This window comes from Amycolatopsis sp. lyj-84 (genome assembly GCF_046549075.1).
In the GTDB taxonomy this organism is placed as follows: Bacteria; Actinomycetota; Actinomycetes; order Mycobacteriales; family Pseudonocardiaceae; genus Amycolatopsis.
Genome location: NZ_JAJPWO010000024.1, coordinates 24,810 through 49,803 on the forward strand (window position 1 = coordinate 24,810; position 24,994 = coordinate 49,803).

Annotated in this window: 29 protein-coding genes; 24 read left to right on the forward strand and 5 right to left on the reverse strand. The window is 67.2% G+C overall.

The window, feature by feature from the left end; all coding sequences use genetic code 11:
• The first annotated feature begins 67 nt into the window (after positions 1-67).
• From atpB to ACLJRM_RS42230, 11 genes are all read left to right on the forward strand, one after another.
• Positions 68-865 carry a F0F1 ATP synthase subunit A gene (gene atpB, locus ACLJRM_RS42180; protein WP_101610250.1) on the forward strand — a complete coding sequence of 266 codons (798 nt, stop codon included), beginning with the start codon at positions 68-70 and terminating at the stop codon, positions 863-865.
• 61 nt (positions 866-926) lie between these two features.
• A complete protein-coding gene (locus ACLJRM_RS42185) occupies positions 927-1,184 on the forward strand; it encodes an ATP F0F1 synthase subunit C (protein ID WP_101610249.1) in 258 nt (85 codons plus the stop codon).
• Positions 1,185-1,217: 33 nt separating this feature from the next.
• Positions 1,218-1,775 (forward strand): F0F1 ATP synthase subunit B, encoded by a 558-nt coding sequence (locus ACLJRM_RS42190; protein WP_101610248.1) that lies wholly within the window; start codon positions 1,218-1,220, stop codon positions 1,773-1,775.
• Positions 1,776-1,781: 6 nt separating this feature from the next.
• Complete coding sequence (locus ACLJRM_RS42195; protein WP_101610247.1) at positions 1,782-2,603, forward strand: F0F1 ATP synthase subunit delta; 822 nt, start codon at positions 1,782-1,784, stop codon at positions 2,601-2,603.
• 53 nt (positions 2,604-2,656) lie between these two features.
• Entirely contained in the window at positions 2,657-4,294 is a 1,638-nt protein-coding gene (gene atpA / locus ACLJRM_RS42200; protein WP_101610246.1) for a F0F1 ATP synthase subunit alpha, read from the forward strand.
• 11 nt (positions 4,295-4,305) lie between these two features.
• Complete coding sequence (locus ACLJRM_RS42205; protein ID WP_101610245.1) at positions 4,306-5,244, forward strand: F0F1 ATP synthase subunit gamma; 939 nt, start codon at positions 4,306-4,308, stop codon at positions 5,242-5,244.
• On the forward strand, positions 5,244-6,671 hold the full coding sequence (gene atpD, locus ACLJRM_RS42210; RefSeq protein ID WP_101610244.1) for a F0F1 ATP synthase subunit beta: 1,428 nt from the start codon (positions 5,244-5,246) through the stop codon (positions 6,669-6,671). The genes ACLJRM_RS42205 and atpD overlap by 1 nt, the downstream gene beginning before the upstream one ends.
• A gap of 114 nt (positions 6,672-6,785) precedes the next feature.
• Entirely contained in the window at positions 6,786-7,151 is a 366-nt protein-coding gene (locus tag ACLJRM_RS42215; RefSeq protein WP_007028324.1) for a F0F1 ATP synthase subunit epsilon, read from the forward strand.
• Positions 7,152-7,176: 25 nt separating this feature from the next.
• Positions 7,177-7,611, forward strand: coding sequence for a DUF2550 domain-containing protein (locus ACLJRM_RS42220; RefSeq protein WP_101610243.1), 435 nt, complete (start codon positions 7,177-7,179; stop codon positions 7,609-7,611).
• A 31-nt stretch (positions 7,612-7,642) separates the two neighbouring features.
• On the forward strand, positions 7,643-8,878 hold the full coding sequence (gene aroA / locus ACLJRM_RS42225) for a 3-phosphoshikimate 1-carboxyvinyltransferase (RefSeq protein ID WP_410666247.1): 1,236 nt from the start codon (positions 7,643-7,645) through the stop codon (positions 8,876-8,878).
• A 121-nt stretch (positions 8,879-8,999) separates the two neighbouring features.
• Positions 9,000-9,152 (forward strand): hypothetical protein, encoded by a 153-nt coding sequence (locus ACLJRM_RS42230; RefSeq protein WP_233222982.1) that lies wholly within the window; start codon positions 9,000-9,002, stop codon positions 9,150-9,152.
• A 79-nt stretch (positions 9,153-9,231) separates the two neighbouring features.
• Here ACLJRM_RS42230 and ACLJRM_RS42235 read toward each other — a convergent pair whose 3' ends face one another.
• The gene (locus ACLJRM_RS42235) at positions 9,232-9,804 is read right to left on the reverse strand and encodes a cob(I)yrinic acid a,c-diamide adenosyltransferase (protein ID WP_101610240.1); all 573 of its coding nucleotides are present in this window, start codon (positions 9,802-9,804) and stop codon (positions 9,232-9,234) included.
• Positions 9,805-9,865: 61 nt separating this feature from the next.
• Between ACLJRM_RS42235 and murA the strand changes: the two genes are divergently transcribed.
• Positions 9,866-11,140, forward strand: a complete 1,275-nt coding sequence (murA, locus tag ACLJRM_RS42240; RefSeq protein ID WP_410666248.1) for a UDP-N-acetylglucosamine 1-carboxyvinyltransferase — start codon at positions 9,866-9,868, stop codon at positions 11,138-11,140.
• 187 nt (positions 11,141-11,327) lie between these two features.
• Here murA and ACLJRM_RS42245 read toward each other — a convergent pair whose 3' ends face one another.
• Both ACLJRM_RS42245 and ACLJRM_RS42250 read right to left on the reverse strand, forming a co-directional pair.
• Positions 11,328-11,954: a LysE family translocator gene (locus tag ACLJRM_RS42245; protein WP_101610238.1), complete on the reverse strand. Its 627-nt coding sequence runs from the start codon at positions 11,952-11,954 to the stop codon at positions 11,328-11,330.
• Positions 11,951-12,577 (reverse strand): LysE family translocator, encoded by a 627-nt coding sequence (locus tag ACLJRM_RS42250; RefSeq protein WP_410666249.1) that lies wholly within the window; start codon positions 12,575-12,577, stop codon positions 11,951-11,953. Before ACLJRM_RS42250 ends, ACLJRM_RS42245 begins: the two co-directional genes overlap by 4 nt.
• A gap of 109 nt (positions 12,578-12,686) precedes the next feature.
• Here ACLJRM_RS42250 and ACLJRM_RS42255 point away from each other — a divergent pair, with 109 nt between their 5' ends.
• The 8 genes from ACLJRM_RS42255 to ehuA all read left to right on the forward strand — a co-directional run bounded on the left by ACLJRM_RS42255 (position 12,687) and on the right by ehuA (position 19,633).
• The gene (locus ACLJRM_RS42255) at positions 12,687-13,205 is read left to right on the forward strand and encodes a hypothetical protein (RefSeq protein ID WP_410666250.1); all 519 of its coding nucleotides are present in this window, start codon (positions 12,687-12,689) and stop codon (positions 13,203-13,205) included.
• Positions 13,206-13,209: 4 nt separating this feature from the next.
• Positions 13,210-13,743, forward strand: a complete 534-nt coding sequence (locus ACLJRM_RS42260) for a hypothetical protein (protein ID WP_410666251.1) — start codon at positions 13,210-13,212, stop codon at positions 13,741-13,743.
• A 72-nt stretch (positions 13,744-13,815) separates the two neighbouring features.
• Positions 13,816-14,382 carry a hypothetical protein gene (locus ACLJRM_RS42265; protein ID WP_410666252.1) on the forward strand — a complete coding sequence of 189 codons (567 nt, stop codon included), beginning with the start codon at positions 13,816-13,818 and terminating at the stop codon, positions 14,380-14,382.
• An 81-nt stretch (positions 14,383-14,463) separates the two neighbouring features.
• The gene (locus ACLJRM_RS42270) at positions 14,464-16,485 is read left to right on the forward strand and encodes a protein meaA (protein WP_101610233.1); all 2,022 of its coding nucleotides are present in this window, start codon (positions 14,464-14,466) and stop codon (positions 16,483-16,485) included.
• A gap of 117 nt (positions 16,486-16,602) precedes the next feature.
• Positions 16,603-17,496, forward strand: a complete 894-nt coding sequence (gene ehuB, locus ACLJRM_RS42275; protein WP_410666253.1) for an ectoine/hydroxyectoine ABC transporter substrate-binding protein EhuB — start codon at positions 16,603-16,605, stop codon at positions 17,494-17,496.
• 13 nt (positions 17,497-17,509) lie between these two features.
• Complete coding sequence (gene ehuC, locus ACLJRM_RS42280; RefSeq protein WP_410666254.1) at positions 17,510-18,205, forward strand: ectoine/hydroxyectoine ABC transporter permease subunit EhuC; 696 nt, start codon at positions 17,510-17,512, stop codon at positions 18,203-18,205.
• A complete protein-coding gene (gene ehuD, locus ACLJRM_RS42285; protein ID WP_101610230.1) occupies positions 18,205-18,861 on the forward strand; it encodes an ectoine/hydroxyectoine ABC transporter permease subunit EhuD in 657 nt (218 codons plus the stop codon). Before ehuC ends, ehuD begins: the two co-directional genes overlap by 1 nt.
• Before the next feature lie 7 nt (positions 18,862-18,868).
• Complete coding sequence (gene ehuA / locus ACLJRM_RS42290; RefSeq protein WP_101610229.1) at positions 18,869-19,633, forward strand: ectoine/hydroxyectoine ABC transporter ATP-binding protein EhuA; 765 nt, start codon at positions 18,869-18,871, stop codon at positions 19,631-19,633.
• A 385-nt stretch (positions 19,634-20,018) separates the two neighbouring features.
• Here ehuA and ACLJRM_RS42295 read toward each other — a convergent pair whose 3' ends face one another.
• Complete coding sequence (locus ACLJRM_RS42295) at positions 20,019-20,582, reverse strand: cysteine hydrolase family protein (protein WP_101610228.1); 564 nt, start codon at positions 20,580-20,582, stop codon at positions 20,019-20,021.
• Between the two features lie 71 nt (positions 20,583-20,653).
• On the opposite strand from ACLJRM_RS42295, the gene ACLJRM_RS42300 reads away from it, so the two are divergent.
• Positions 20,654-21,640, forward strand: coding sequence for a GlxA family transcriptional regulator (locus ACLJRM_RS42300; RefSeq protein ID WP_410666255.1), 987 nt, complete (start codon positions 20,654-20,656; stop codon positions 21,638-21,640).
• Positions 21,613-22,386 carry an enoyl-CoA hydratase-related protein gene (locus tag ACLJRM_RS42305; protein WP_410603442.1) on the forward strand — a complete coding sequence of 258 codons (774 nt, stop codon included), beginning with the start codon at positions 21,613-21,615 and terminating at the stop codon, positions 22,384-22,386. Before ACLJRM_RS42300 ends, ACLJRM_RS42305 begins: the two co-directional genes overlap by 28 nt.
• A gap of 72 nt (positions 22,387-22,458) precedes the next feature.
• Here the strand turns inward: ACLJRM_RS42305 and ACLJRM_RS42310 are convergent, their stop codons facing one another.
• On the reverse strand, positions 22,459-22,998 hold the full coding sequence (locus tag ACLJRM_RS42310) for an NUDIX domain-containing protein (RefSeq protein WP_410666256.1): 540 nt from the start codon (positions 22,996-22,998) through the stop codon (positions 22,459-22,461).
• Positions 22,999-23,035: 37 nt separating this feature from the next.
• Here ACLJRM_RS42310 and nucS point away from each other — a divergent pair, with 37 nt between their 5' ends.
• Both nucS and ACLJRM_RS42320 read left to right on the forward strand, forming a co-directional pair.
• On the forward strand, positions 23,036-23,695 hold the full coding sequence (gene nucS, locus ACLJRM_RS42315; RefSeq protein ID WP_168214394.1) for an endonuclease NucS: 660 nt from the start codon (positions 23,036-23,038) through the stop codon (positions 23,693-23,695).
• A gap of 319 nt (positions 23,696-24,014) precedes the next feature.
• Positions 24,015-24,977: a patatin-like phospholipase family protein gene (locus ACLJRM_RS42320; RefSeq protein ID WP_410666257.1), complete on the forward strand. Its 963-nt coding sequence runs from the start codon at positions 24,015-24,017 to the stop codon at positions 24,975-24,977.
• Positions 24,978-24,994: the final 17 nt, after the last annotated feature.

Sequence of the window (24,994 nt, forward strand, 5' to 3'; positions counted from 1 at the left end):
TTAAGTCCAGATCGTGACGATTCCCCCGGCGGAGTGAACGCCGGCCGGGAGAACCGGAAGGAGCCCAGTGGGCGCGCTGGTACTAGCCGAGGGTGCGGAGTTCACGCCGCCTGGCGTCAAAGACTTCAACCTACCGCCGTTGTTCGGCTCCGGCTATTGGTTGAGCTTCACCAAGCCGATGTTGCTGGTGGTCATCTCCCTGATCATCCTCGTCACCTACTTCATGGTGTCGTCGCGCCGGTTGAAGGTCGTCCCGGGCAAGGGACAGTTCATGGCCGAATCGATTTACAACTTCGGCCGCAACAACATCGCGCGGGAACAGATCGGCTCTGCCGACTTCAAGCCGTTCATTCCGCTGGTCCTGGGGCTGTTCAGCTTCGTGCTGGTGAACAACCTCTTCGGGATCATTCCGTTCTTCCAGTTCCCGACCATGGCGCGAATCGGCTTCCCGGTCGCTCTCGCGTTCCTTGTCGTTTACCCGGTGTACCACTACGTCGGGTTCAAGCGTCACGGCTTCAAGGGATACCTGAAGAAGGAACTCGCGCCGGCGGGCATTCCCGGGTTCGTGCTGCCGCTGTACTCCACCATCGAGTTCGCGCAGAAGTTCTTCATCGCCCCGGCCACGCTGGCCATCCGAGTCTTCGCCGCGATGTTCGCCGGGCACCTGATCATCATGGTCTTCACGCTCGGTGGGAGTTTCCTGCTGACCGAGGGCGAAGGAATCGTGAAGGTCGCGTCGCCGGTGGCGTTCCTCTTCGCCATCGCGATGACCTTCCTGGAGGCATTCATCCAGATCCTGCAGGCGTACATTTTCGCTCTGTTGTCCGCAGGATACATCGGCGCCGCGCTGGCGTCGGAGCACTGAGAAACACCAAAAGCCCCCGATCCGCGTGAGTCGCGCGGACCGAGTTTGAAGGGAAACGCACGTGAGCAACATCGTTCTTGCGCAGGCTGCTGACGCCGCTGCCAACATCAACCCGGGTCTCGCCGCCATCGGTTACGGCCTCGGCGCGATCGGCCCCGGTATCGGTGTGGGTCTGATCTTCGCCGCCGTCATCAACGGCACCGCCCGTCAGCCGGAGGCCCAGGGCAAGCTGCAGAGCATCGCCTTCTCGACCTTCGTGCTGACCGAGGTGCTCGCGCTGATCGGTATCGTCATCTACTTCCTCGCCTCCGGCGCCTGAGTTTCCCGACTCAACTCGCTTTAAGGAGACGTTGTGCTGAAGACCGAATTGGTTTTGGCATCCACCGAGGTGCCCAACCCGATCGTGCCGCACATTCCCGAGTTGATCCTCGGGTTCGTCGCCTTCCTTCTGCTGCTGTTCGTTCTGAAGAAGTACGTCGTCCCTCGTTTCGAGACGGCATACGAGGAGCGGACCAAGCTGATCGAGGGTGGCATCGAGCGGGCCGAGAAGGCGCAGGCCGAAGCCGAAGAAAACCTTGCGCAGTACAAGGCGCAGCTGGCGGAAGCCCGTTCCGAGGCCGCGAAGATCCGCGACGACGCCCGGCTCGAAGCCGAGCAGATCAAGGCGGAACTGCGGGCCGAGGCGGAGTCCGAGTCCCAGCGCATCGTCGCCCAGGGCCAGGCTCAGCTGCAGGCCCAGAAGGCGCAGATCATCGCCGAGCTGCGCGCCGAACTCGGCCGTAACTCCATCGAGCTGGCCAGCCGCATCGTCGGCGAGTCGCTCGCGGACGACGCGCGCCGTCACGGCACCGTGGACCGGTTCCTTGCCGAGCTGGAGACCGCGGGTGCCTCCAACGGAGCGGGGAAGTAGACCAGAATGACGCTGCATGCTGCGAGCCGTGAAGCGCTCGACCTCGCCGAGAATCGTCTCGGCGAGGTTCTGGCCGCCGCGGGTACTGACCCGGCGACGGTCGGCGACGAGTTGCTTTCGGTCGTCACCCTGCTGGACCGGGAGATCGGCCTTCGCCGGGCCGTCGCCGACGGTTCGGCTTCGCCCGAAGCCCGGATCGGCCTCGCCCGCGGGATCCTCGCGGGCAAGGTTTCCGAACCGGCCCTGCAGGTGCTCGACTCCGTGGCGGGCAGCCGCTGGTCGAGCCCGCGCGAACTGACCGACGGGCTCGAGGCCCTCGGCCGCTCGGCGCTGCTCACCAGTGCGGAGAAGTCCGGGAACATCGACGCTGTCGAAGACCAGCTGTTCCGGGTCACCCGTATCGTTGCGGGCGCCCCGGAGCTCGAGCGGGCGCTGTCGGACCTGACAGCCCCTGCGGAGGCGAAGCGGACCCTCGTCCGCAACCTGTTCGCCGACAAGGTGGACGTGGTCACCGAGACCCTCGTCGAGCAGGTCGTCCTGCGCGCCAAGGGCCGCGGGGTCGCCAACGCCCTCGAGCGGCTGGTCCAGCTGGCCGCGGAACGCCGTGAACGCTCGGTCGCCCAGGTGACCAGCGCGAGCGCGCTGTCCGACGAGCAGCAGGCTCGGCTGAGCGAGAAGCTCAACGCCCTTTACGGGCGGCAGCTCGCGCTGCACGTCGAGGTCGACCCGTCACTGGGCGGCGGACTCGTCGTCCGCGTCGGTGACGAGGTCATCGACGGCAGCACCGCGGGGCGCATCGACGCCCTGCGTCGCCGGCTGGCTAGCTGACCCACAACAACGACTTTGCACACTGGCACGAACGAAGCGAGAGCGGGATTGAAATGGCGGAGCTGACGATCTCCTCGGATGAGATCCGTAGCGCGATCGAGAACTACGTCTCGAGTTACGCCCCGGACGTGAGCCGGGAAGAGGTCGGCGTCGTCGTCGACGCCGGTGACGGTATCGCCCACATCGAGGGCCTTCCCTCGGCGATGGCCAACGAGCTGCTCGAGTTCCCCGGCGGGGTCCTCGGCGTCGCGCTGAACCTGGACGCGCGCTCCATCGGTGCCGCGATCCTCGGTGACTTCGAGACGGTCGTCGAAGGCCAGCAGGTCAAGCGCACCGGCCAGGTCCTCTCGGTCCCGGTCGGCGAGGGCTACCTCGGCCGCGTGGTGAACCCGCTGGGCGCCCCGATCGACGGCCTCGGCGAGATCGAGACCACCGAGCGTCGCCCGCTGGAGGTCAAGGCCGCTTCGGTGGTCGAGCGCCAGCCGGTGGCCGAGCCGCTGCAGACCGGTATCACCGCCATCGACGCGATGACCCCGATCGGCCGTGGCCAGCGTCAGCTGATCATCGGTGACCGCAAGACCGGTAAGACGGCCGTCGCGGTGGACACGATCATCAACCAGAAGGCCAACTGGGAGACCGGCGACCCGAAGAAGCAGGTTCGCTGCATCTACGTCGCCGTCGGCCAGAAGGGCTCCACGATCGCGGCCGTGAAGAAGTCCCTCGAGGACGCCGGCGCGATGGAGTACACCACCATCGTCGCGGCCCCCGCGTCGGACTCCGCCGGCTTCAAGTGGATCGCGCCGTACACCGGTTCGGCCATCGGCCAGCACTGGATGTACGAGGGCAAGCACGTCCTCATCGTGTTCGACGACCTGACCAAGCAGGCCGACGCGTACCGCGCGATCTCGCTGCTGCTGCGTCGCCCGCCGGGCCGTGAAGCCTTCCCCGGCGACGTCTTCTACTTGCACTCCCGTCTCCTCGAGCGTTGCGCCAAGCTCTCGGACGAGCTGGGCGCGGGCTCGCTGACCGGTCTCCCGATCATCGAGACCAAGGCGAACGACGTGTCGGCCTACATCCCGACCAACGTCATTTCGATCACCGACGGTCAGTGCTTCTTCCAGTCGGACCTCTTCAACGCCGGTCAGCGCCCGGCCATCGACGTGGGTATCTCGGTTTCCCGCGTGGGTGGTGCCGCGCAGGTCAAGGCGATGAAGCAGGTCTCGGGTTCGCTCCGTATCGACCTGTCGCAGTACCGCGAGCTGGAGGCCTTCGCGGCCTTCGCTTCGGACCTCGACGACGCGTCGAAGGCGCAGCTCGAGCGTGGCGTCCGCCTGTACGAGGTGCTCAAGCAGCCGCAGTACTCCCCGATCCCGGTCGAGGAGCAGGTCGTCACGGTGTACCTCGGTACCAACGGGCACTTCGACTCGGTCCCGACCGAGGACGTGCGCCGCTTCCGCGACGAGTTCATCGACTCCGCCCGTCGCAAGCACGGCGAGCTCCTCAAGGACATCCGCGAGTCGGGCAAGTTCTCCGACGAGACCGCTTCCGGGCTGGTCGACGCGGTGAACGAGTTCAAGAAGGAGTTCACCACCGCCGAGGGCAAGAGCCTGGTCGAGGTCTCCGACGCCATGGACGCCGAGAAGGTCGGGCAGGAGACCGTCAAGGTCAACAAGCCCGCACCGAAGAAGTGAGCTGGTAGCTCATGGCCGCACAACTCCGAGAACTCCGGTCGCGCATCAAGGCGACCAAGTCCATCGGCAAGATCACCAAGGCGATGGAGCTCATCGCCACCGCGCGCATCACCAAGGCGCGGGCGAAGGTCGCGGCGTCGCGCCCCTACGCGGACGAGATCACGAACGTGCTCTCCGCGTTGGCCAGCGCCTCGTCCAACCTCGACCACCCGTTGCTGGTCGAGCGCCCCAACGCGAAGCGCGCGGCGGTCCTCGTGATCACCAGCGACAAGGGCCAGTGCGGTGGATACAACTCCAACGTGCTGAAGGCGACCGAGGAGCTCCTGACGCTGCTGCGCCAGCAGGGCAAGGAGCCGGTGCTGTACGTGACCGGCAACAAGGGCCTGAGCTACTACCGGTTCCGCGGCCGCGAGGTGACCGAAGGCTGGACGGGGTTCTCCGACCAGCCCGGTTACGTCAACGCCTCGACAGCCGGAGAGCTCATCGTCGAGTCGTTCCTGAACGGCGCCGACGACGAGGCGGGCAACGCCGACGGCATCCTGGGTGTCGACGAGATCCACGTCGTCTACACCGAGTTCGTCTCGATGCTCACCCAGCGTCCGACCGCCAAGCGCGTCGCGCCGCTCGAGGTCGAGTACACCGAGGGTGACGAAGAGAAGCCCGACAGCCTGCTCCCGAGCTACGAGTTCGAGCCCAGCGCCGAGAAGCTGCTCTCCGCTTTGCTGCCGAAGTACATCAACACGCGGATCTTCGCGGCAATGCTCGAGTCGGCCGCGTCCGAACTCGCCGCTCGCCGTACCGCGATGAAGGCGGCGTCGGACAACGCGAACGATCTGGTGAACACGCTGACGCGGGAGGCGAACCAGGCCCGCCAGGCGCAGATCACCCAGGAGATCTCCGAAATCGTCGGTGGCGCGAACGCGCTGACCGCAGCAGGAAGTGATGACTGATGACCAGTACTGAAACCCCGCGTGCCAAGGGGCGCATCGTCTCGGTGACCGGCCCGGTCGTCGACGTCGAGTTCCCGCGCGGTGCCGTTCCCGACCAGTTCAACGCGCTCAAGGTCGAAATCGAGTTCGAGCAGCTGCGCAAGACGGTGACCCTCGAGGTCGCCAGCCACCTCGGTGACAACCTCGTCCGCACCATCTCGCTCCAGCCGCAGGACGGCCTGGTGCGTGGCGCCGAGGTCACCAACACCGGTGGCCCCATCACCGTCCCGGTGGGCGACAAGGTCAAGGGCCACGTCTACAACGCGCTCGGCGAGTGCCTCGACGAGCCCGGCTACGGCGACGACCTCGAGCGCTGGGGCATCCACCGCAACCCGCCTTCCTTCGACCAGCTCGAAGGCAAGACGAAGATGCTGGAGACCGGCCTCAAGGTCGTCGACCTGCTGACCCCGTACGTCGAGGGTGGCAAGATCGGCCTGTTCGGCGGTGCCGGCGTCGGCAAGACGGTGCTCATCAAGGAGATGATCACCCGTGTCGCCCGGAACTTCGGTGGTACCTCGGTGTTCGCCGGTGTCGGCGAGCGCACCCGTGAGGGCAACGACCTCTTCCTGGAGATGTCCGAGGACGGCGTCATCAACGACACCGCCCTCGTCTTCGGTCAGATGGACGAGCCGCCGGGCACCCGTATGCGGGTCGCGCTGTCCGCGCTGACCATGGCGGAGTACTTCCGCGATGTGCAGAACCAGGACGTGCTGCTCTTCATCGACAACATCTTCCGGTTCACCCAGGCCGGTTCCGAGGTGTCGACCCTGCTGGGCCGTATGCCTTCGGCCGTGGGTTACCAGCCGACGCTGGCGGACGAGATGGGTCAGCTCCAGGAGCGGATCACCTCGACCCGTGGTCGTTCGATCACCTCGATGCAGGCGATCTACGTCCCCGCGGACGACTACACCGACCCGGCCCCGGCCACGACGTTCGCCCACCTGGACGCCACCACGGAGCTTTCGCGTGGCGTGTTCCAGAAGGGCATCTTCCCGGCGGTGGACCCGCTGGCGTCGACGTCGACCATTCTCGACCCGGCCATCGTCGGTGAGGACCACTACCGCGTGGCCTCCGAGGTCATCCGGATCCTGCAGAAGTACAAGGAACTGCAGGACATCATCGCGATCCTCGGTATGGACGAGCTGTCGGAAGAAGACAAGCTGACCGTTCAGCGCGCGCGCCGCATCGAGCGGTTCCTGTCGCAGAACATGCTGGTCGCCGAGGCGTTCACGCAGATCCCGGGCTCGACCGTGCCGCTGTCGGAGACCATCGAGTCCTTCGACCGCATCACCAAGGGCGACTTCGACCACTACCCGGAGCAGGCGTTCCTGGGTATCGGTGGCCTCGAAGACCTCGAGAAGAAGTACAAGGAAATCACCAAGAAGTGATGTTCCGATGAGCGGCGGGATCAGTGTCTACTGTGGACGCTGGTCCCGCCGTTCGCATAGATGGAACCTTGACTATTACACTCGGTGGCAGCACCTGAGGTGAAGGGAAGCTACGTGGCTGAGATTTCTGTCGAGCTGGTAGCCGTCGAGCGCCGTCTCTGGTCCGGTACCGCCACGTTCGTGGTGGCCCAGACCACCGAGGGCGAGATCGGCATCATGGCCGGTCACGAGCCGGTTCTCGGCCAGCTCGTCGAGGGCGGCGTCGTGAAGGTGACGACCACGGACGGCGAGACCGTGACCGCCGCGGTGCACGGCGGCTTCCTGTCGGTCACCGCGACCGGCGTGAGCATCCTCGCCGAGAGCGCGGAACTTTCGCACGAGATCGACGTCGACGCGGCCAAGAAGGCGTTGAGCGGCGAAGACGAGCAAGAGCGGGCTAGGGCAACCGCCCAGCTCCGCGCGGCCGGTCAGTCGGTCTGACCGGGAATCGGGCAGGGGCCGGGCCGTGGAAATCGCCGTGGGTGTTCTCGGGGCCCTGACCATCCTGGCCGTTTTCGCGGCCTGGTATTCGTTGCGATGGGTCCGGATGCGCCGCGGTGGTGGCGTGAGCGTCGCGCTGCGGTGGCGTCCGGACGAGGCGCGGTCCAGCTGGCATCTCGGGCTGGGCCGCTACGAGGGTGACGAGTTCGTCTGGTTCCGGGTGTGGAGCCTGCGGACCGGCCCGGACCGGGTGTTCCAACGGGCGAGTATGGAGATCGCGGACCGTCGTGATCCCTCCGGCACGGAGGCGTACGCCGTCCCCGAAGGTTCGATCGTCCTGCGCTGTGAGTCGGCCACGCAGGAGGCGATCGAGATCGCGATGGGCCCCGGCGCCCTCACCGGCTTCCTCTCCTGGCTGGAGTCCGCTCCTCCGGGCAGGCGCCTCCCGCGCGCTTCCTGAATCGGTTCCGGAAACGCCGTATGCTCGCGGCGTGACCATCGTCGACATCCCCGGTTCGAAGTCGATCACCGCCCGAGGCCTGTTCCTCGCGGCCGCCGCCCACGGTGAGACCGTGCTGAGCAGGCCACTGAGTTCGGATGACTCCGAGGGCTTCGCCGAGGGCCTCCTCAAGCTCGGCTATCAGGTATCCCGCACTTCCGGCGAGTGGACCATCGAGGGCAGGCCAGAGGGTCCCGCCGTCGACAGCGCGGACGTCTTCTGCCGCGACGGCGCCACCACCGCGCGTTTCCTCCCCGCCCTGGCCGCAGCCGGCCACGGGACCTTCCGCTTCGACGCCTCCGAGCAGATGCGCGCCCGGCCGCTGGGGCCGCTCACCGACGCACTGCTGGAACTGGGCGTCGACCTCACCTTCGAAGGCGAGCCGGGGCATCACCCGCTGGTGGTGCGGGCCGCCGGGATCAAGGGCGGGGACCTGACACTGGACGCGGGGCTGTCTTCGCAGTTCCTGACCGCGTTGCTGCTGGTCGGGCCGCTGGCCACCGAGGGACTGCGGATCACCGTGACCGACCTCGTTTCGGTGCCCTACGTCGAGATCACCATCGCGATGATGCGGCGCTTCGGCGTCGAGGTCGTCCGGGACGGCGCCACGTTCGTCGTGCCGCCCACGCCGTACCAGGCGTGCCGCTATGAGATCGAACCCGACGCTTCGACGTCGAGCTACTTCTTCGCGGCGGCGGCCTTGACCGGGCGGTCGGTGACCGTGCCGGGCCTTGGCGACGGCGCTCTGCAAGGGGATCTGGCCTTCGTCGAGGTCCTGCGGCAGATGGGCGCGGACGTCGAGGTCGGCCCGGACGCCGTCACCGTGACCGGAACGGGCGGGCTGCGCGGCGTCACGGTGAACATGCGCGACATCTCCGACACGGTGCCGACGCTCGCGGCCATCGCGCCGTTCGCGGACGGGCCGGTGCGGATCGAGGACGTCTACAACACGCGGATCAAGGAATGCGACCGGCTCGCGGCGTGCGAGGAGAACCTGCGCGCGATGGGCGTCCCGGTGGAGACCGGGCGGGACTGGATCGAGATCCAGCCTGCCACGCCTTCGGGGGCGCTCGTGCGGTGCCGGCGGGACCACCGGATCGCGATGGCGTTCAGTGTCACCGGGCTGCGGACGCCGGGGATCACGCTGGACGATCCGGGGTGCGTGAAGAAGACCTTTCCCGGGTTCCACGACGCTCTCGCTTCGCTTCGCGCCTCCTGGGGGCTGTGAGCTTTCCGCCGCAATTAGTCCTCTAGTCGCGGTGGGGCTGGGGAAGCGAAGCGAACATGAGATCTTCACCGACCGGCATTTCTACCGGGCTGCGAACGTGATCCCCGTCTATTCTCGGCGTATGACTCAGAGCGAGGACACGAACCGCTGGAGCCACCTTCCCGAGTCCGTGTCCCTGGAGGACACGATCACGATGAAGGCGATCGACCCGGGCAAGGACGGCACGCCCGACGTCGACCTCGAGCGCTATTGGGCGACACGGGAACAGGGCTGACCGAAGCTGAAGGACGCTTTCCCCGCGTCAGACGTGGGGAAAGCGTCCTTCACAGTGTCTGACGTGGGGAAAGCGTCCTTCAGCTCGCGCCGCCGGGCTGCCAGAGGATGTCGCCGTCCGGATTGGCCAGTCGCGACAGGATGAACAGCAGATCCGAAAGCCGGTTCAGGTACTTGATCGCCAGCTGATTGGTGGTGTCCTGTTCGGCCTCGAACAGCGCCCAGCCCGAGCGCTCGGCCCGCCGCGCGACGGTGCGCGCCTGGTGCAGGAACGCAGCCCCCGGGGTACCACCCGGCAGGATGAACGACGTCAGCTTCGGCACGCGCTCGTTGAACTCGTCGCACCAGCCTTCCAGCCGTTCGATGTACCGCTCGGTGATGCGCAGCGGCTCGTACGGCGGGTTCTCCACGATCGGCGCGCACAGATCCGCGCCGACGTCGAAGAGATCGTTCTGGATCCCACGCAGGACATCGGCGATTTCCCCGGAGAGACCGCCCATCGCGAGCGCGAGCCCGATGACGGAGTTGGCTTCGTCGACGTCGGCGTACGCGGCCAGCCGCGGCGACGTCTTCGGCACGCGGGAGCCGTCGCCGAGTGCCGTGGTGCCGTTGTCGCCGACCTTCGTGTAAACGCGGTTGATGCGAACGACCATGAAGCCGACTCTACCGGCCCGGCGTAAGGCAAATCCGGGCGAGAGGGCATGATTGGCGCCCATGAGCGAGCACTTCGACGTGCACGGCGGAGCACGGCTGGTCGGCGAGGTCGACGTGGTCGGAGCGAAGAACAGCGTCCTGAAACTGATGGCCGCGGCCCTGTTGGCCGAGGGCACGACGACCATCACGAACTGCCCCCAGATCCTGGACGTCCCGCTGATGGGCGACGTCCTGCGCAGTGTCGGCTGCGACGTCGTCATCGACGGCGACACCGCCAAGATCACCACTCCCGCCGAACTGTCCCACCGGGCCGATTCGGCCGCGATGGGCAAGCTGCGCGCGTCGGTCTGTGTGCTGGGCCCGCTGGTCGGACGGCTCAAGCAGGCCGTCGTGGCGCTGCCGGGCGGTGACGCCATCGGCTCCCGGCCGCTGGACATGCACCAGAACGGCCTGCGCAAGCTGGGCGCCACCAGCACCATCGAGCACGGCTGCGTCGTGGCGAAGGCCGACGGCCTGCGCGGCGCGCAGATCTGGCTGGACTTCCCGAGCGTCGGCGCCACCGAGAACATCCTGATGGCCGCCGTGCTCGCCGAGGGCACCACGGTCATCGACAACGCCGCGCGCGAGCCCGAGATCGTCGACATCTGCACGATGCTCATCGAGATGGGCGCGAAGGTCGAAGGCGCGGGCACCTCGACCCTCACCGTCGAGGGCGTCGAGAAGCTCAACCCCACCGAGCACCGCGTGATCGGCGACCGGATCGTCGGCGCGACCTGGGCGTTCGCCGCCGCGATGACCCGGGGCGACCTGACCGTCCGCGGCGTCAACCCGCACTACCTCGACCTGGTCCTCGACAAGCTCCGCCTGGCGGGCGCCGAGGTCGAGACGTTCGACGGCGAAGGTTTCCGCATCGTCCAGAACGAGCGCCCGAAGGCGGTCGACTGGGTGACGCTGCCGTACCCCGGCTTCGCGACCGACCTGCAGCCGTTCGCGGTGGCGCTGTCGGCGGTGTCCGAAGGCACCTCGATGATCACGGAGAACATCTACGAGGCCCGCTTCCGGTTCATCGAAGAGATGATGCGGCTCTCCGGCGACGCGCGCACCGACGGGCACCACGCCGTCGTCCGCGGCGTGGAGAGGCTCTCCAGCGCGCCGGTATGGGCGGCGGACATCCGCGCCGGGGCCGGGCTGGTGCTGGCAGGGCTGTGCGCGGACGGCGTCACCGAGGTCTGGGACGTCTTCCACATCGACCGCGGCTACCCGCATTTCGTGGAGAACCTGAACCGGCTCGGTGCCCGCATCGAGCGGGTCTCGGGCGAACCCGAGCGGGCCTAGCAGCAATCCGGTCCGTGAAGGCCTCCTTGCCTACGCTGAAGGTAGCGGAGGAGGCCTTCACGGACTCTGCGACCGCCGTCATCCCGTGCCGAAGTACATGAAGGCCCCCTTCCTTGCGCTAGACGCAAGGAAGGGGGCCTTCATGTACTTCAAGTAAGGGTGGGCTGTGACGACCACCCGAGCGGGCCTAGCCTTCCAACACGAGCGCGGCGCCGAAACCGACCAGAGCGGTTCCGGTGACGCCGTCGAGCACGCGGCGGACCTTGCGTCGTTCCATCCAGGCCCGCACGCGGTGTACGAAGAACAGCAGCAGAAGCTGGGCGAAGGTCCCGGCCGCCGCAATCGTGTAGGCCAGCAGCAGGGCGTCACCGGTGCCGGTGACGCCCGGGGTCAGGAATTGCGGCAGCACCGACAGGTACAGCACGAGGACCTTCGGATTGGTGACGTTGGAGAGGAAGCCTTCGCGCCAGCGCCGGAATCCGCCTCGCCGGGCGGCCGCGGTTTCGGCGAGCCGCCCGTAGTCGCCGCGGAAGGCGCCGATCAGCGCCCGGATCCCGAGGTAGCAGAGGTAAGCCGCACCGGCCCACTTCACGGCCTCGAACACCGGACGCGAGTTCATGATGACGGCGCCGAGCCCGAGCGCGGCCGCCGTCGCCTGCGCGAGGTTCGCGACGCCGATGCCGAAGCAGGCCCAGCCGCCACCGCGGATCCCGCCGGAGAGCGCGTTCTTCAGCACCACCATGTTGTCCGGGCCGGGGACGAGGGCCAGCGCCAGCATCATCAGCGCGAAACCGCCGTAGACGCCCCAGGTCATGACTCGAACGCCAAAGCCGCGCCGAAACCGACCAGCGCGGTGCCGGTGACGCCGTCGAGCGCGCGGCGGACCTTGCGCCGCTCCAGCCAGGTCCGCACGCGGTGCACGAAGAACAGCAGCATCAACAGCCAGATCGCGCCCAGGACGGCCACGGTGTAGGCGAGCAACAGCGCGTCCCACGCGGAGGTCTTCACCGGGTCGAGGAACTGCGGGAGCACCGACAGGTACAGCACGAGGACCTTCGGGTTGGTGATGTTGGAGAGGAAGCCTTCACGGAAGCGGCGGAACCCGCTCGACCGTTGCTGCTTCACCGACGCGAGGCCGGAGTAGTCACCCCGCCACGCGCCGCGCAGCGCCTGGAAACCGAGGAAGACCAGGTAGGCGGCGCCGACCCACTTGAGCGTTATGAACACCGGCTGTGACTGCGCGATGACGACGCCGAGGCCGAGCGCGGCGGCGGTGCCCTGGACGGAGTTGGCCACGAAGATCCCGGCCGTCGCCAGTAATCCGCCACGGTTGCCGCCGGACAGCGAGTTCTTGAGCATCACCATCGTGTCCGGCCCCGGTGCGAGGACGATCAAGACGACGATGAGCAGATAGCTGCTGTAAGAACTCCAGGTCACGCTTGCCCACGCTAGACGCCGGGCACGGGCGCGTCTCGCGGATTTCGGTCACAGTCACAATTCCGGCAAAGCCCTGTTCAGCGGGATGAAGTGGGCTTATCGTCCGCTCATGTATCTGGGGGATACGGGGCTGTTGCCCGGTGAAAGCCTGCTTTGGGAAGGCGTGCCGAAGAGCGTTCCGGCCGTCGAGAAGAGTGACCTGTTCATCGTGCCTGGGCTGCTGTTCGTCGGCTTCTGGGTCTACATGACGTCACAGACCAATTCTTCGCCGCTGTTCGTCTACGTGGCGCCGACGGTGATCGTGCTGCTCTGGATCGGCCAGATGATCACCCGGTACTTCAAGACGCGATCGAGTTCGTTCGTGGTGACCGACCGGCGTGTCGTGGTCCGGCGAAAGGGAGCCGATGTCACGTCGTGCTACCTGAGCGACCTGGGGCCGCCGCAGCTGGCGGAGCACGCGAACGGAACCGGCACCATCACCTTCGGCGGCGGCGGTGGTCTGCTGGCCGGCTTCCTGGGAGGCAAGAAATCCCAGGAAGCCGAGTCGTCGCTTCCGGAGCTGGTCGGGATCGACGACGCGCGCCGCGTCCGCGACCTGATCGCCACGGCCCAGCATCAGGCGAGGTAGCGCGATGGAACGCATCGACGCCGATCTGCTACCGGGTGAGCGCCTGCTGTGGTCCGGCAAGCCGCAGCGGATCCCGTTGCTGGCCAAGAACGACTTGATCTTGCTTCCCGCTGTCGTGGTCATCAGTTGCGTAGTTTTCGGTGGTTTGCGCGACGGGTTCCCACCCTTCCTCTGGGGCTTGCTCCTGCTGATCGCCGGTCTCTGGCTCGGCAGGCCGGTCCTCCGGTACACCGCGTTGCGGACGGCTTCGTACGGGATCACCGATCGGCGCGTCATGGTCTGGACGAAGGGGAAACAAGCGGTGGCCCACTACCTGACGGACCTCGGCCCGCCGTACGTCCGCGAGAACCAGGACGGCTCCGGGACGGTTTGCTTCAACCTCGCCCCCGCGGACTTCGTCCAGACGACCGGAAGGGGATGGATGGACCAGTCCTGGTCCGACGTGGGCCTGGATCCGAAGTACCCGGAACTGCTGAACATCGAGCATCCGGCGGTGGTCCGCGACCTGATCGACTCCGTCCAGCGGGAAGCCCGCTAGGTCCGTTCGGCCCGAAGGCAACCGACGAACGGACACTGCCGCCCGCCTCGCGGACGGGTAGTGTGCGGTGCCATGCATGAGGGGCAGATCGACCTCCTTCCGGGCGAACGGGTCATCTGGGCCGGGACTCCGGTGCGCAGGCCCCTCTTCAATCCCGGCGACTACTTCAACGTCCCCTTCGGTCTGCTCTGGCTGGGCGCCGTCACCTTGTTCTTCTTCTACAACCACGAAACGGCCTTTCACACGGTCGCGTGGATCGTGCTCACCGTCGCGGGCGTGTTCCATCTCGTCGGCAGGCCGTTGATCCGCTATCTCAGGCTCGCCTCGACCACCTACGCGGTGACGGACGGCCGGGTCATCGCGACCAGTTCCCTGTTCCGCCGCAAGGAGGAGTCCGCGGAGCTGGCCGGACTGGCGGATCCCGTCGTCACCCCGGGCCCCGGCAAGACCGGGACGATCACCTTCGGCAGGCTCGGTGTGCTGGCGTGGGCGTCGGCGAACTTCGGCGCGGGTTCCGGGAAGGACCGCAAGCCGCCGGTCATCCTTGTGGGTGTCAGCGAGGTGGCGAAAGTGCGGGAAAAGCTCGCGAAAGCCGTTGACGAGGCACGACAGCGCCAGCAGTCGGCCGTCGGAGAATGACCCGACTGTGTCCGATTCAACTGCGCGGCGGATGTTACCGGCCGGTATGCTCAAGCGGTCGTCCAGTGCCGGAGGTGCACCGTGCCCTATCCCACGGATCGTGAGCGGGACCGCCCCTGGGTGATGCGGACCTACGCGGGCCACTCGTCCGCGGCCGCGTCCAACGAGCTGTACCGCCGCAACCTCGCCAAGGGTCAGACCGGTCTCTCCGTCGCGTTCGATCTGCCGACGCAGACCGGCTACGACCCGGATCACCAGCTGTCCAAGGGCGAGGTCGGCAAGGTCGGCGTCCCGGTTTCGCACCTCGGTGACATGCGGCGCCTCTTCGACGGCATCCCGCTCGCCGAGGCCAACACGTCGATGACGATCAACGCGCCCGCCATGTGGCTGCTGGCGCTCTACGTCTCCGTGGCGCGCGAGCAGGCCGAAGCCGAGGGGCGCGACGTCGACGAGGTGCTCGCCAAGCTCACCGGCACCACGCAGAACGACATCATCAAGGAATACCTCTCCCGCGGCACCTACATCTTCCCGCCGGGCCCGAGCCTCCGCCTGATCACCGACATGATCGCGTGGACCGTGCACCACGTGCCGAAGTGGAACCCGATCAACATCTGCAGTTACCACCTGCAGGAAGCGGGCGCGACGCCGACGCAAGAGGTCGCGTACGCGTTGTGCACCGCCATCGCCGTCCTCGACGCCGTCCGGGATTCCGGGCAGGTCGAGCAGGCCGACATGGCCAAGGTGGTCGCGCGGATCTCGTTCTTCGTCAACGCCGGGGTGCGGTTCGTCGAAGAGATGTCGAAGATGCGCGCGTTCACCGCGCTCTGGGACGAGATCACCCGGGATCGTTACGGCGTAACGGATCCCAAGGCGCGGCGGCTGCGCTACGGCGTGCAGGTCAACTCGCTGGGCCTCACCGAGGCGCAGCCGGAGAACAACGTCCAGCGCATCGTGCTGGAGATGCTCGCGGTCTCGCTTTCCCGCGGCGCCAGGGCCCGCGCGATCCAGTTGCCCGCGTGGAACGAGGCGCTCGGCCTGCCCCGGCCGTGGGATCAGCAGTGGGCGCTGCGGATGCAGCAGGTGCTCGCGTTCGAGACCGACCTGCTGGAGTACGAGGACATCTTCGATGGCTCGCACGTCATCCAGGCCAAGGTCGACGAGATCATGGCCGGCGCACGCGAGGAGATCGCGCGGGTGCAGGATGTCGGCGGCGCTGTCGCGGCCGTCGAAAGCGGATACATGAAGTCCCAGCTCGTCGCTTCGCTCGCCGAGTTGCGGCGTGGCATGGAAGACGGCGAGCGGATCCTGGTCGGTGTCAACAAGTTCGAGACCACCGAGCCCTCACCGCTGCAAGCCGAAGGTGCCAAGGCGATCGAGACGATCGACCCGGCCGTCGAGAAGCAGGCCGTCTCCGCGATCGAGGAATGGCGGGCGCACCGCGACAACGCGGCCGCCGAGTCTTCGCTGGAGAAGCTGAAGGCCATCGCGAAGACCTCGGAGAACCTGTTCGAGGCCACGATCGACTGCGCCCGCGCCGGCGTCACCACCGGCGAATGGTCGGGGGCGCTGCGCGAGGTGTTCGGCGAATACCGTGCTCCCACCGGGGTTTCCGCGTCGGCGGCCGCGGGCGAGGGCAACGCGGAGATCCGCCGCGTGCGTGACCGGGTCAAGACGACGAGCACCGAGATCGGCGAGAGGCTGCGGATCCTGGTCGGTAAACCCGGCCTCGACGGGCATTCCAACGGCGCCGAGCAGGTGGCCGTGCGGGCGCGCGACGTCGGTTTCGAGGTGGTGTACCAGGGCATCCGGCTCACCCCGGAACAGATCGTCGCGGCGGCGGTCCAGGAGGGCGTGCACGTGGTCGGGCTTTCGGTGCTCTCGGGTTCGCATCTCGAGGTCGTGCCGCAGGTCGTGGACGGATTGCAGGCCGCGGGCGCGGGCGACATCCCGGTCATCGTCGGCGGCATCATCCCGCCCGACGACGAGAAACTCCTGCTGGAACGCGGGATCGCGAGGGTGTTCACGCCGAAGGACTACGAACTCACCGACATCATGGACGGAATTGTCGGATTGGTGCGGGAGCGCCACGGCCTGAGCACGTAAAGTCACCGTAAATCTCGGTACCGTAACGGCAGCTGGCGAGGGAGTCACTCACATTGCCCGGGCAAAGGTGCCCACCTACGTTTCGATTGAACCGATTAATCGAAAAGGGGTGCGGCTATGGCGCACGGCGAGTGGTCGAGGCGAGAATTCTTCCGGCGGTCGGCTGTTCTGGGGGCGGTGACGATCGGCGGTCCGGTGCTGTTGTCCGCGTGCACGTCGACCTCGTCCGGAGACGCGTTGGAGGCGGCGAAAAGCGCCAAGAAGATCAAGATCGGTATCGCGAACGAAGCACCCTACGGTTTCACGGATCAGACTGGCAAGGTCACCGGAGAAGCGCCCGAAGTCGCGCGCGCCGTATTCAAGGCCATGGGCATCGACAATGTCGAGGCCAGCGCCGTGTCGTTCGACCAGCTGATTCCCGCGCTCAACGCCAGGCAGTACGACATCGTCGCGGCCGGGATGAACATCAAGAAGGAACGGTGCGACGCCGCCGCCTTCTCGATCCCCGACTACTCGGCGCTGACCGCTTTGCTGGTACCGAAGGGAAATCCGCAGCAGATCCTGAAGTTCGAGGACATCGCCGCGAAGAAGGTCAAGGTCGCCGTGCTCTCGGCCGCCGTCGAGAAGGGCTACGCCACGGATTCCGGAGTGGCCGAAGACCAGATCGTCACCCTGGATTCGCAGGACAACATGCTCCGCGCGGTCACCGACGGCCGGGTCTACTGTGCCGCGCTCACCGACATCTCCCTCAAGGACGTCCTGGCGAAGAACGCGGGCGCGGCCGCCGAAGTCACGCCCGGCTTCGATCCGATCAAGAACGGGCAGCCGGTCGTCTCCGCGGGCGCGTTCGTCTTCCGCAGGGACGACAACCCGCTGCGCGAGGCTTTCAACGCCGAACTCAAGAAACTGCACGACAGCGGTGAGTGGACCAAGATCGTGACGCCGTTCGGGTTCTCGGCGGACAACCTGCCGAAGACCGGTGTCACCACCGAGAAACTCTGCGCGGTGTAACGGGGCTGACGTCATGTCGTCGTCGTTTTCGCACATCATCACGTCCGTCCTCAGTGGACTGACCGCGACCGTCACCGCCGCGCTCGGCGGGATCGCGGTCACCATCGTGCTCGCGTTGATCGCCGGGCTCGCGCTGCGATCGCCGTCCCGGGTCGTGCGGGGGATTTCCCGGGTTTACGTGGAGATCTTCCGCGGCACCTCGGAGGTCGTCCAGCTGTTCTGGCTGTACTTCGTGCTGCCGGTGCTGGTGGGTTTCCAGCTGGTCCCGATGTTCGCCGGAATCCTGGTGCTCGGGCTGAATCACGGCGCGTACGGCGCCGAGATCGTCCGCGGCGCGGTGAATTCCGTCCCGCGGGCGCAGTTCGAAGGCGCCCTCGCGCTCAACCTGACACCCGCCCAGCGGATGCGGCGGGTGATCCTGCCGCAGGCGTTCGCGGAAATGCTGCCGCCGTTCAACAACCTGTTCATCCAATTGCTGAAGAGCACCGCCCTGCTCTCGTTCATCGCCGTTCCGGAGATGGCGCGGCAAGGTGAACTGCTCCGGCCGGTGTTCGGCGCCGAGATCGGCTGGATCTACGGTACGGAACTCGTGCTCTATCTCCTGCTCGCGCTGCTGATCACGAGCGGGATGCGGACGCTGGAACGGATCGCGGCGCGGCGGCTCGGCAGGGCGCCCGCCAAGATGGCGGCCACGGCGGGGGGTGTGTGATGGACTGGAGCTGGGAAGCCGCGTTCGATTCGATTCCCCTGTTGCTGGAGGGACTTCTCGTCACCGTCGAGATCACCCTGCTCGCCTCGGTGGTCGGCTACGCGCTCGGCCTGGTGTTCGCGCTGATCCGCCGGACGGGGATTCCCGTGCTGTCCCAGGCGGTCCGGCTGTTCATCGAGTTCGTCCGCAGTACCCCGTTGCTGATCCAGGTGTTCGCGATCTACTACCTGGTGCCGCCGCTGACGGGGTTCACGATGTCGGCCTTCCTCACCGGGGTGGTGGCGCTCGGCGTGCATTACGCGACCTACGCCGCCGAGGTGTACCGCGCCGGGATCGAAGCCGTCCCGAAAGGACAGTGGGAGGCCGCGACCGCGTTGAACCTGCCGAGGTCGCGGGTGTGGACGGCGGTCGTCCTGCCGCAAGCGGTTCCCCGGGTGCTGCCCGCGCTCGGCAACTACACGATCTCGATGTTCAAGGAAACCCCGCTGCTCCTGGGAATCGGTGTCCTCGACGTGCTCAACCGGGCGAAGGAGGTCGGCGCCGAAACGTTCCGCGTCATCGAGCCGTACACCCTGGCCGGGGTGCTGTTCCTGCTGGTGAGCCTGCCGGCTTCGATTCTGGTGAGAAGGTTGGAGCGCCGTGCCGCCCACAGTTGATTCCCCGATGATCCGGTTCTCGCAGGTGGTCAAGTCCTATGGCGACCACGTCGTGCTGCGGGACCTCGATTTCACCGTCGCGCCGGGGGAATTCGTTTCGCTGATCGGGCCGAGCGGGTCCGGGAAGACGACGATCCTGCGGCTGCTGATGACCCTGGAGCGGGTCGACGGCGGCACCATCGAGGTCTGCGGTGACCACTTGAGTCACATGGAGCGCGGCGGGAAACTGGTGCCCGCGGACGAGAAGTACCTGCGGACCGTCCGCAAGCGGATCGGCATGGTGTTCCAGCAGTTCAACCTGTTCCCGAACATGAACGTGCTGCGCAACATCACCGAGGCGCCGATCCACTCGCTCGGCGTCCCCCGCGAGGAGGCCGAGGCGCGAGCCGTCGACCTGCTGGACATGGTCGGGCTTTCGGACAAGCAGAACGCGCATCCGACGCGGCTCTCCGGTGGCCAGCAGCAGCGCGTCGCGATCGCACGGGCGCTCGCGATGCGGCCGGACGTGCTGCTGCTGGACGAGGTCACCTCGGCACTCGACCCGGAACTGGTCGCGGACGTCCTGCGTGTGCTGCGCGAGATCGCCGCGTCCACGGACATCACGATCCTTTGTGTCACGCACGAAATGCAGTTCGCGCAGGACGTTTCGGATCGGGTGATGATGTTCGACCAGGGGCAGGTGCTGGAGGACGCCGCGCCGGACAAGCTGTTCAGCGAGCCGGAGCACGACCGGACGCGGCGGTTCCTCAAGGCCGTGATCGACCGCGCGTGAGGCGTCGGCACCACGTGCTCGTGAGTGGCGTTTCGAGTTCGGGCCAGGGGCCTTAGGTACCTGCTGTTGTGGCTGGAGTTGGTCGCAGGTCCGTGAAGGCCTCCTTGCCTACTCTGAAGGTAGTGAAGGAGGCCTTCACGGACCTGCCGCAGTCGCAGTGACGGCGGCGGTGGCGTAGTGGGTCGAGTCGTCGTGAGGGACGCGCCAGCCAGTCCGGGTGTCGCGAAAGCCACTTTCGCGACGTCTGATGTCCCGAACCTGGCTTTCGCGACACGGCCACTGGGCAGCACGAACTCACGAACACTCGCACGCAGAATCCAGTAGGTACCTAGGGCGCCCTCGGCTAGAACACGAATCGCCACTCACGACCACCGCGGCCCCACTCTCAAAGGCTGCCGAGAATCTCCTTCGTCGAGGTGACCGTGGCGAACCCGCCGCCGTGCAGGTTCGTCGCGGTCGCCCGGTAGAGCTCGTCGGCGGTGAGGACGCTCCCGTCCGGCCCGGCGAGGTCGAAGGTGAACGTGGCGTCGAGCGCGAAGGTCACGTCGTAGCCGAGGTTGCCGCCGACGCGAGCGGTGGTCTCGCAGCAGAAGTTCGTCTGGATACCGGCGAGCACGAACGACGTGATGCCGCGCGTCTTCAGCCAGCCGTCGAGGTCGATGTCGCCGTGGAAGGCCGAGTTGACCTTCTTGCCGAACACCAGGTCCGCGCGCACCCCGTCGAGTTCGGGCTTGAAGTGGTTGCCCTCCTGGCCGGGCTGGAGCGACGAGCCGGGCCGCACGGAGTCGTGGTGCACCAGCACGATCGGCAGCCCGCGCTCCTGGTAGGCGTCGACGAGCGCCTTGATGTTGGCCTCCGCGCCGGGGTTGTTGCGCGGGCCCCAGACGGGCTTGTCGAAGCCGCGCTGGACGTCGATCACGAGCAGGGCCTTGGTGTTCTCAGTGGTCATGGCTCCGAGTTTCGTGCGTTCCTCGGCCGGACGGGAGTGGCAGAAGAGGCGCGATGCGGTACTTTTCTGCCATGCGAACCGTGGGTGTGCTCCTCCTGCCGGGCAGCCGGGCCTTCGATCTCGGCGTGATCGGCGAGGTCTGGGGCGTGGACCGGACCGACAGCGGCATCGGCCCCTTCGAGGTCCGGATCTGCGCGCCGGGCCGTGACCGGGTCGCCATCCACCCGTTCGGCCAGGTCGAGGCGACCCATGGGCTGAGCGGGCTGGCGGGCTGCGATCTCGTCCTCGTGCCCGGCAGGGTCGATCCGCACGCCGAGGTGCCCGCGGCCGCCGTCGCGGCGCTGCGCAAGGCGCACCGGGCCGGGATCACCGTGGCGTCGCTGTGTTCCGGGGCGTTCACCCTGGCCGCGGCCGGATTACTGGACGGCCGGTCGGTCACCACGCACTGGCGGCTGCTGGACGACCTCGAAAACGCCGCTCGCGACGCCGTCGTCCAGCGAGACGTCCTGTTCACCGACGAGGGTGCCGTGCTGACGTCCGCCGGGGTGGTCGGCGGGCTGGATCTTTGCCTGCACCTGGTGCGCCGTGATCACGGCGCCGAGGTCGCGGCCGCCCTCGCCCGGCGGCTCGTGATGCCGCCCGCGCGCGAAGGCGGCCAGCGGCAATATGTCGACAACCCGCTGCCGCCGAAACCGTCGCGGCCGAGCGTTTCGTCCACAATGGACTGGGCGTTGGCGCGGATCGCCGAGGACATCGGCGTCGACGACCTCGTGGGCCACGCCGGGCTGAGCGAGCGGACCTTCCACCGCGAGTTCGCGGCGGCCACCGGCGTGACGCCCGGACGCTGGCTGCGCGCGCAGCGGGTCCGGCTCGCGCGCCGCCTGCTGGAGACGACCGAACTCCCCGTCGAGCGCGTCGCGCAGCGCTCCGGCCTCGGCACCGCCGCCAACCTGCGGCGACGGCTGCGGGCCGACGTCGGCGTCGGGCCCGATTCGTATCGCCGGACGTTCCGGTCGGTTACCGTCGAAGCATGGCCGAGTACGAGCACATCCTCGTGAAACGGGACGGGGACACCGTCACCGTCACCATGAACCGCGCCGCGCGGCGGAACTCGCTGTCGGCGGACCACCTCGCGGAACTGCTTGCGGCGTTCCGCGAGGCGGGGGAGACCGACGCCACCGGGATCGTCCTGGCCGGCGCCGGACCGGTGTTCTCGGCGGGACACGACTTCGGCGACGTCTCCGCACGCGACCTGACGGGCGTGCGTGAGCTGCTGCGGCTGTGCACGGACCTGATGGGCACGATGCAGTCGGTGCCGCAGGTCGTCGTCGCGCGGGTGCACGGGCTCGCGACCGCGGCGGGCTGCCAGCTGGTGGCCACCTGCGACCTCGCCGTCGCCGCCGAATCCGCCGGGTTCGCCCTGCCCGGCGGCAAGGGCGGATGGTTCTGTCACACCCCCGCGGTGCCGGTGGCCCGGTCGATCGGGCGGAAACGCCTGATGGAACTGGCGCTCACCGGCGACGTCGTCGACGCGGCGACCGCGCTGGACTGGGGCCTGGTGAACCGCGTGGTCCCGGACGACTCGCTGGACGAAGCCGTCGCCTCGCTCCTGGCGCGCGCGACGCGGGGGAGCCGGGCGAGCAAGGCGCTGGGGAAGCAAACCCTCTACGCACAGCTGGACCGGCCCGAGGCCGACGCCTACGCGCTGGCGCTGGAGGTCATGGCCTCGGCGTCGCAGCTGCCCGGGGCGCGGGAGGGAATGGCGGCCTTCCTGGAGAAGCGATCCCCGGTTTGGCCTGACTGAGCGCTGCTATGAAAGGCCCGTTACTTGCAAAATTTGCCAGTAACGGGCCTTTCATAGCGCTCGGGGCGGGAGTCAGCCGCGTTCGTGCATGAGCAGCAGCGTGTAGGCGGCCAGCGTCTGCGCGTCGGTGATGTCACCCGTGACGATCATCTTCTCGAACTCGTCGAGCTCGAACCACGCCGTCCGCATGTCCTGCTCCTCGACCTCGCGCTGGGCTTCACCCTGCGTGAGGTCCGTGGCCAGGAACACGCGCCCGCGCTGGCTCGAGATGCCGGGGGCGACGTCGGTCCGGCCGAGGTCGGTCATCGACCCCGCGATCAGCCCGGTCTCCTCGCGCAGTTCGCGGGCGGCGAGTTCGAGCGGCGGGACGTCGGCCCGGTTGGGCGCGGTGCCCATCGGGAACTCCCAGCGACGCTGCCCGAGCGGATAACGGAACTGTTCGACCAGGTGGAACCGGGCGCCGTCGAAGGGGATGATCACGGCGCAGGTGGGTTTGTCGACGACGGCGTAGATCCCCTCGGAACCATCGAGCCGCCGGACGGCGTCCTCGCGCACGGTCATCCAGTCGTTCCGGTACACCTCACGCGAACTGACACGCTGAACGGGGTCCATGCGCACAGTATCGCCATGCTTGTCCTACCCTCGCGTGGTGCGCCTAGTGATCGCTCGCTGCCAGGTCGACTACGCCGGCCGTCTGACCGCCCATCTGCCGATGGCCACCCGGCTGCTGCTCGTGAAGGCCGACGGCTCGGTGTCCGTGCACTCGGACGACCGTGCCTACAAGCCGCTCAACTGGATGAGCCCGCCTTGCTGGCTGATCGAGGACGGCAAGCTGTGGATCGTCGAGAACAAGCAGGGGGAGAAGCTCGTCATCAAGATCGACGAGATCTTCCACGACCACGCCCAGGAACTCGGCGTGGAACCTGGCCTGCAGAAGGACGGCGTCGAGGCGCACCTGCAGGAACTGCTCGCCGAGCACATCAAGACCCTCGGTGACGGCTACACCCTGGTGCGGCGGGAGTTCCCGACCGCGATCGGGCCGGTCGACATCATGGCGCGTGACGCCGCGGGTGCCAGTGTCGCCGTCGAGATCAAGCGGCGCGGCGAGATCGACGGCGTCGAGCAGCTGACGCGGTACCTCGAACTCCTCAACCGCGACCCGCTGCTGGCGCCGGTGCAGGGCGTCTTCGCGGCGCAGATCATCAAGCCGCAGGCGAGGGTGCTGGCCGAGGACCGGGGGATCCGGTGCCTCACGCTGGACTACGACGCGCTGCGCGGCATCGAGTCGGACGAGTTCCGCCTCTTCTGACCTCCACGCGATTCGTCCTCTGGTCGCGGTACTTGCGCGTGCAACTATCGCGACCAGAGGACCACTTGCGGCCGGTCACGCGCTGAACAGCCGAGATCCGATCGAGTCCTCGGTTTTGTATCTGCTTTCTTTCTCGCGCCACAGAATGCCCTAAAGGGCGGCGGGAAATTAACGAACTCGACTCGTCCTGCAAAAGAACCAGCTGTTTCCGTGCCATTCGGGTGAACGCCGGATTACGTGGTCTCGCGCTGTGTCACACTCGATTTCCGCGAGGGGTACCGCCGAAGTCCGGTGGTCGCGGGTGCAGGGGTGATGTCCCATGGCTGATTCTCCGAAGCGTGTCGATCTGGTGCTGGAAGGCGGCGGCGTCAAAGGCATCGGGTTGCTGGGCGCGGTGCTGGAGTTGCACGAAGCCGGTTATTCGTTCCCGCGGATCGCCGGGACGAGCGCGGGTGCGATCGTCGCGGCGCTGGTCGCCGCTTATCAGAAGGCCGGGAAGGATCTCGGCGGTCTGGAAGCGGTGATGAACGACATGGACTGCCACCGGTTCCAGGATCAGTCCTTGCTCGACAAGCTCACCGGCCCGATCGGCGACGGTGTCGATCTGGTCCTGCACGACGGGATGCACACCGGCGACTATCTCGCCGAATGGCTGACGCCGCTCTTGGAGGAGGCGGGAGTGCGCACTTTCGCCGATCTCGTCATCGACGATCCCGAAGGTACTTTGCTTTCGTATCAACGGTATTCCCTCGTCGTCCATGTCAGCGATCTGACCCGCCGCGTGCTCGTCCGGCTGCCTTGGGACTATTCCCAGTACGGCCGCGATCCCGGTGAGGAGAAGATCGTCGACGCCGTCCGCGCGTCGATGTCGATCCCGTTCTACTTCCGGCCGGTGCAGGTCGACGTCCGCCCCGGGGGCACCGTCACCTGGGTCGACGGCGGGTTGCTGTCGAACTTCCCGATCACCGTCTTCGACCGGACCGACACGAAGAAGCCGCGCTGGCCGACCTGGGGCGTGAAGCTTTCCGGGGAACCCGCCGCCGGCAGGGACAAACCGGTGAAGAGCGCGTTGCGGATCGCCATCGGTTCGCTCGAAACCCTGCTTTCGGACTGGAATCGTTACCGGTTGCACGAGGAAGGTGTGAACCGGCGGACGGTGTACGTCGACACGACCGGTGTTTCCGCCGTCGACTTCGGGCTCGGTGAAGAGGAGAAGAAGCACCTCTTCGAAAACGGGCGGGAGGCCGCGCGGCGGTTTCTGGAAAAGATTGTGCCGCAGTGAACTCGCCGGCGGTATTC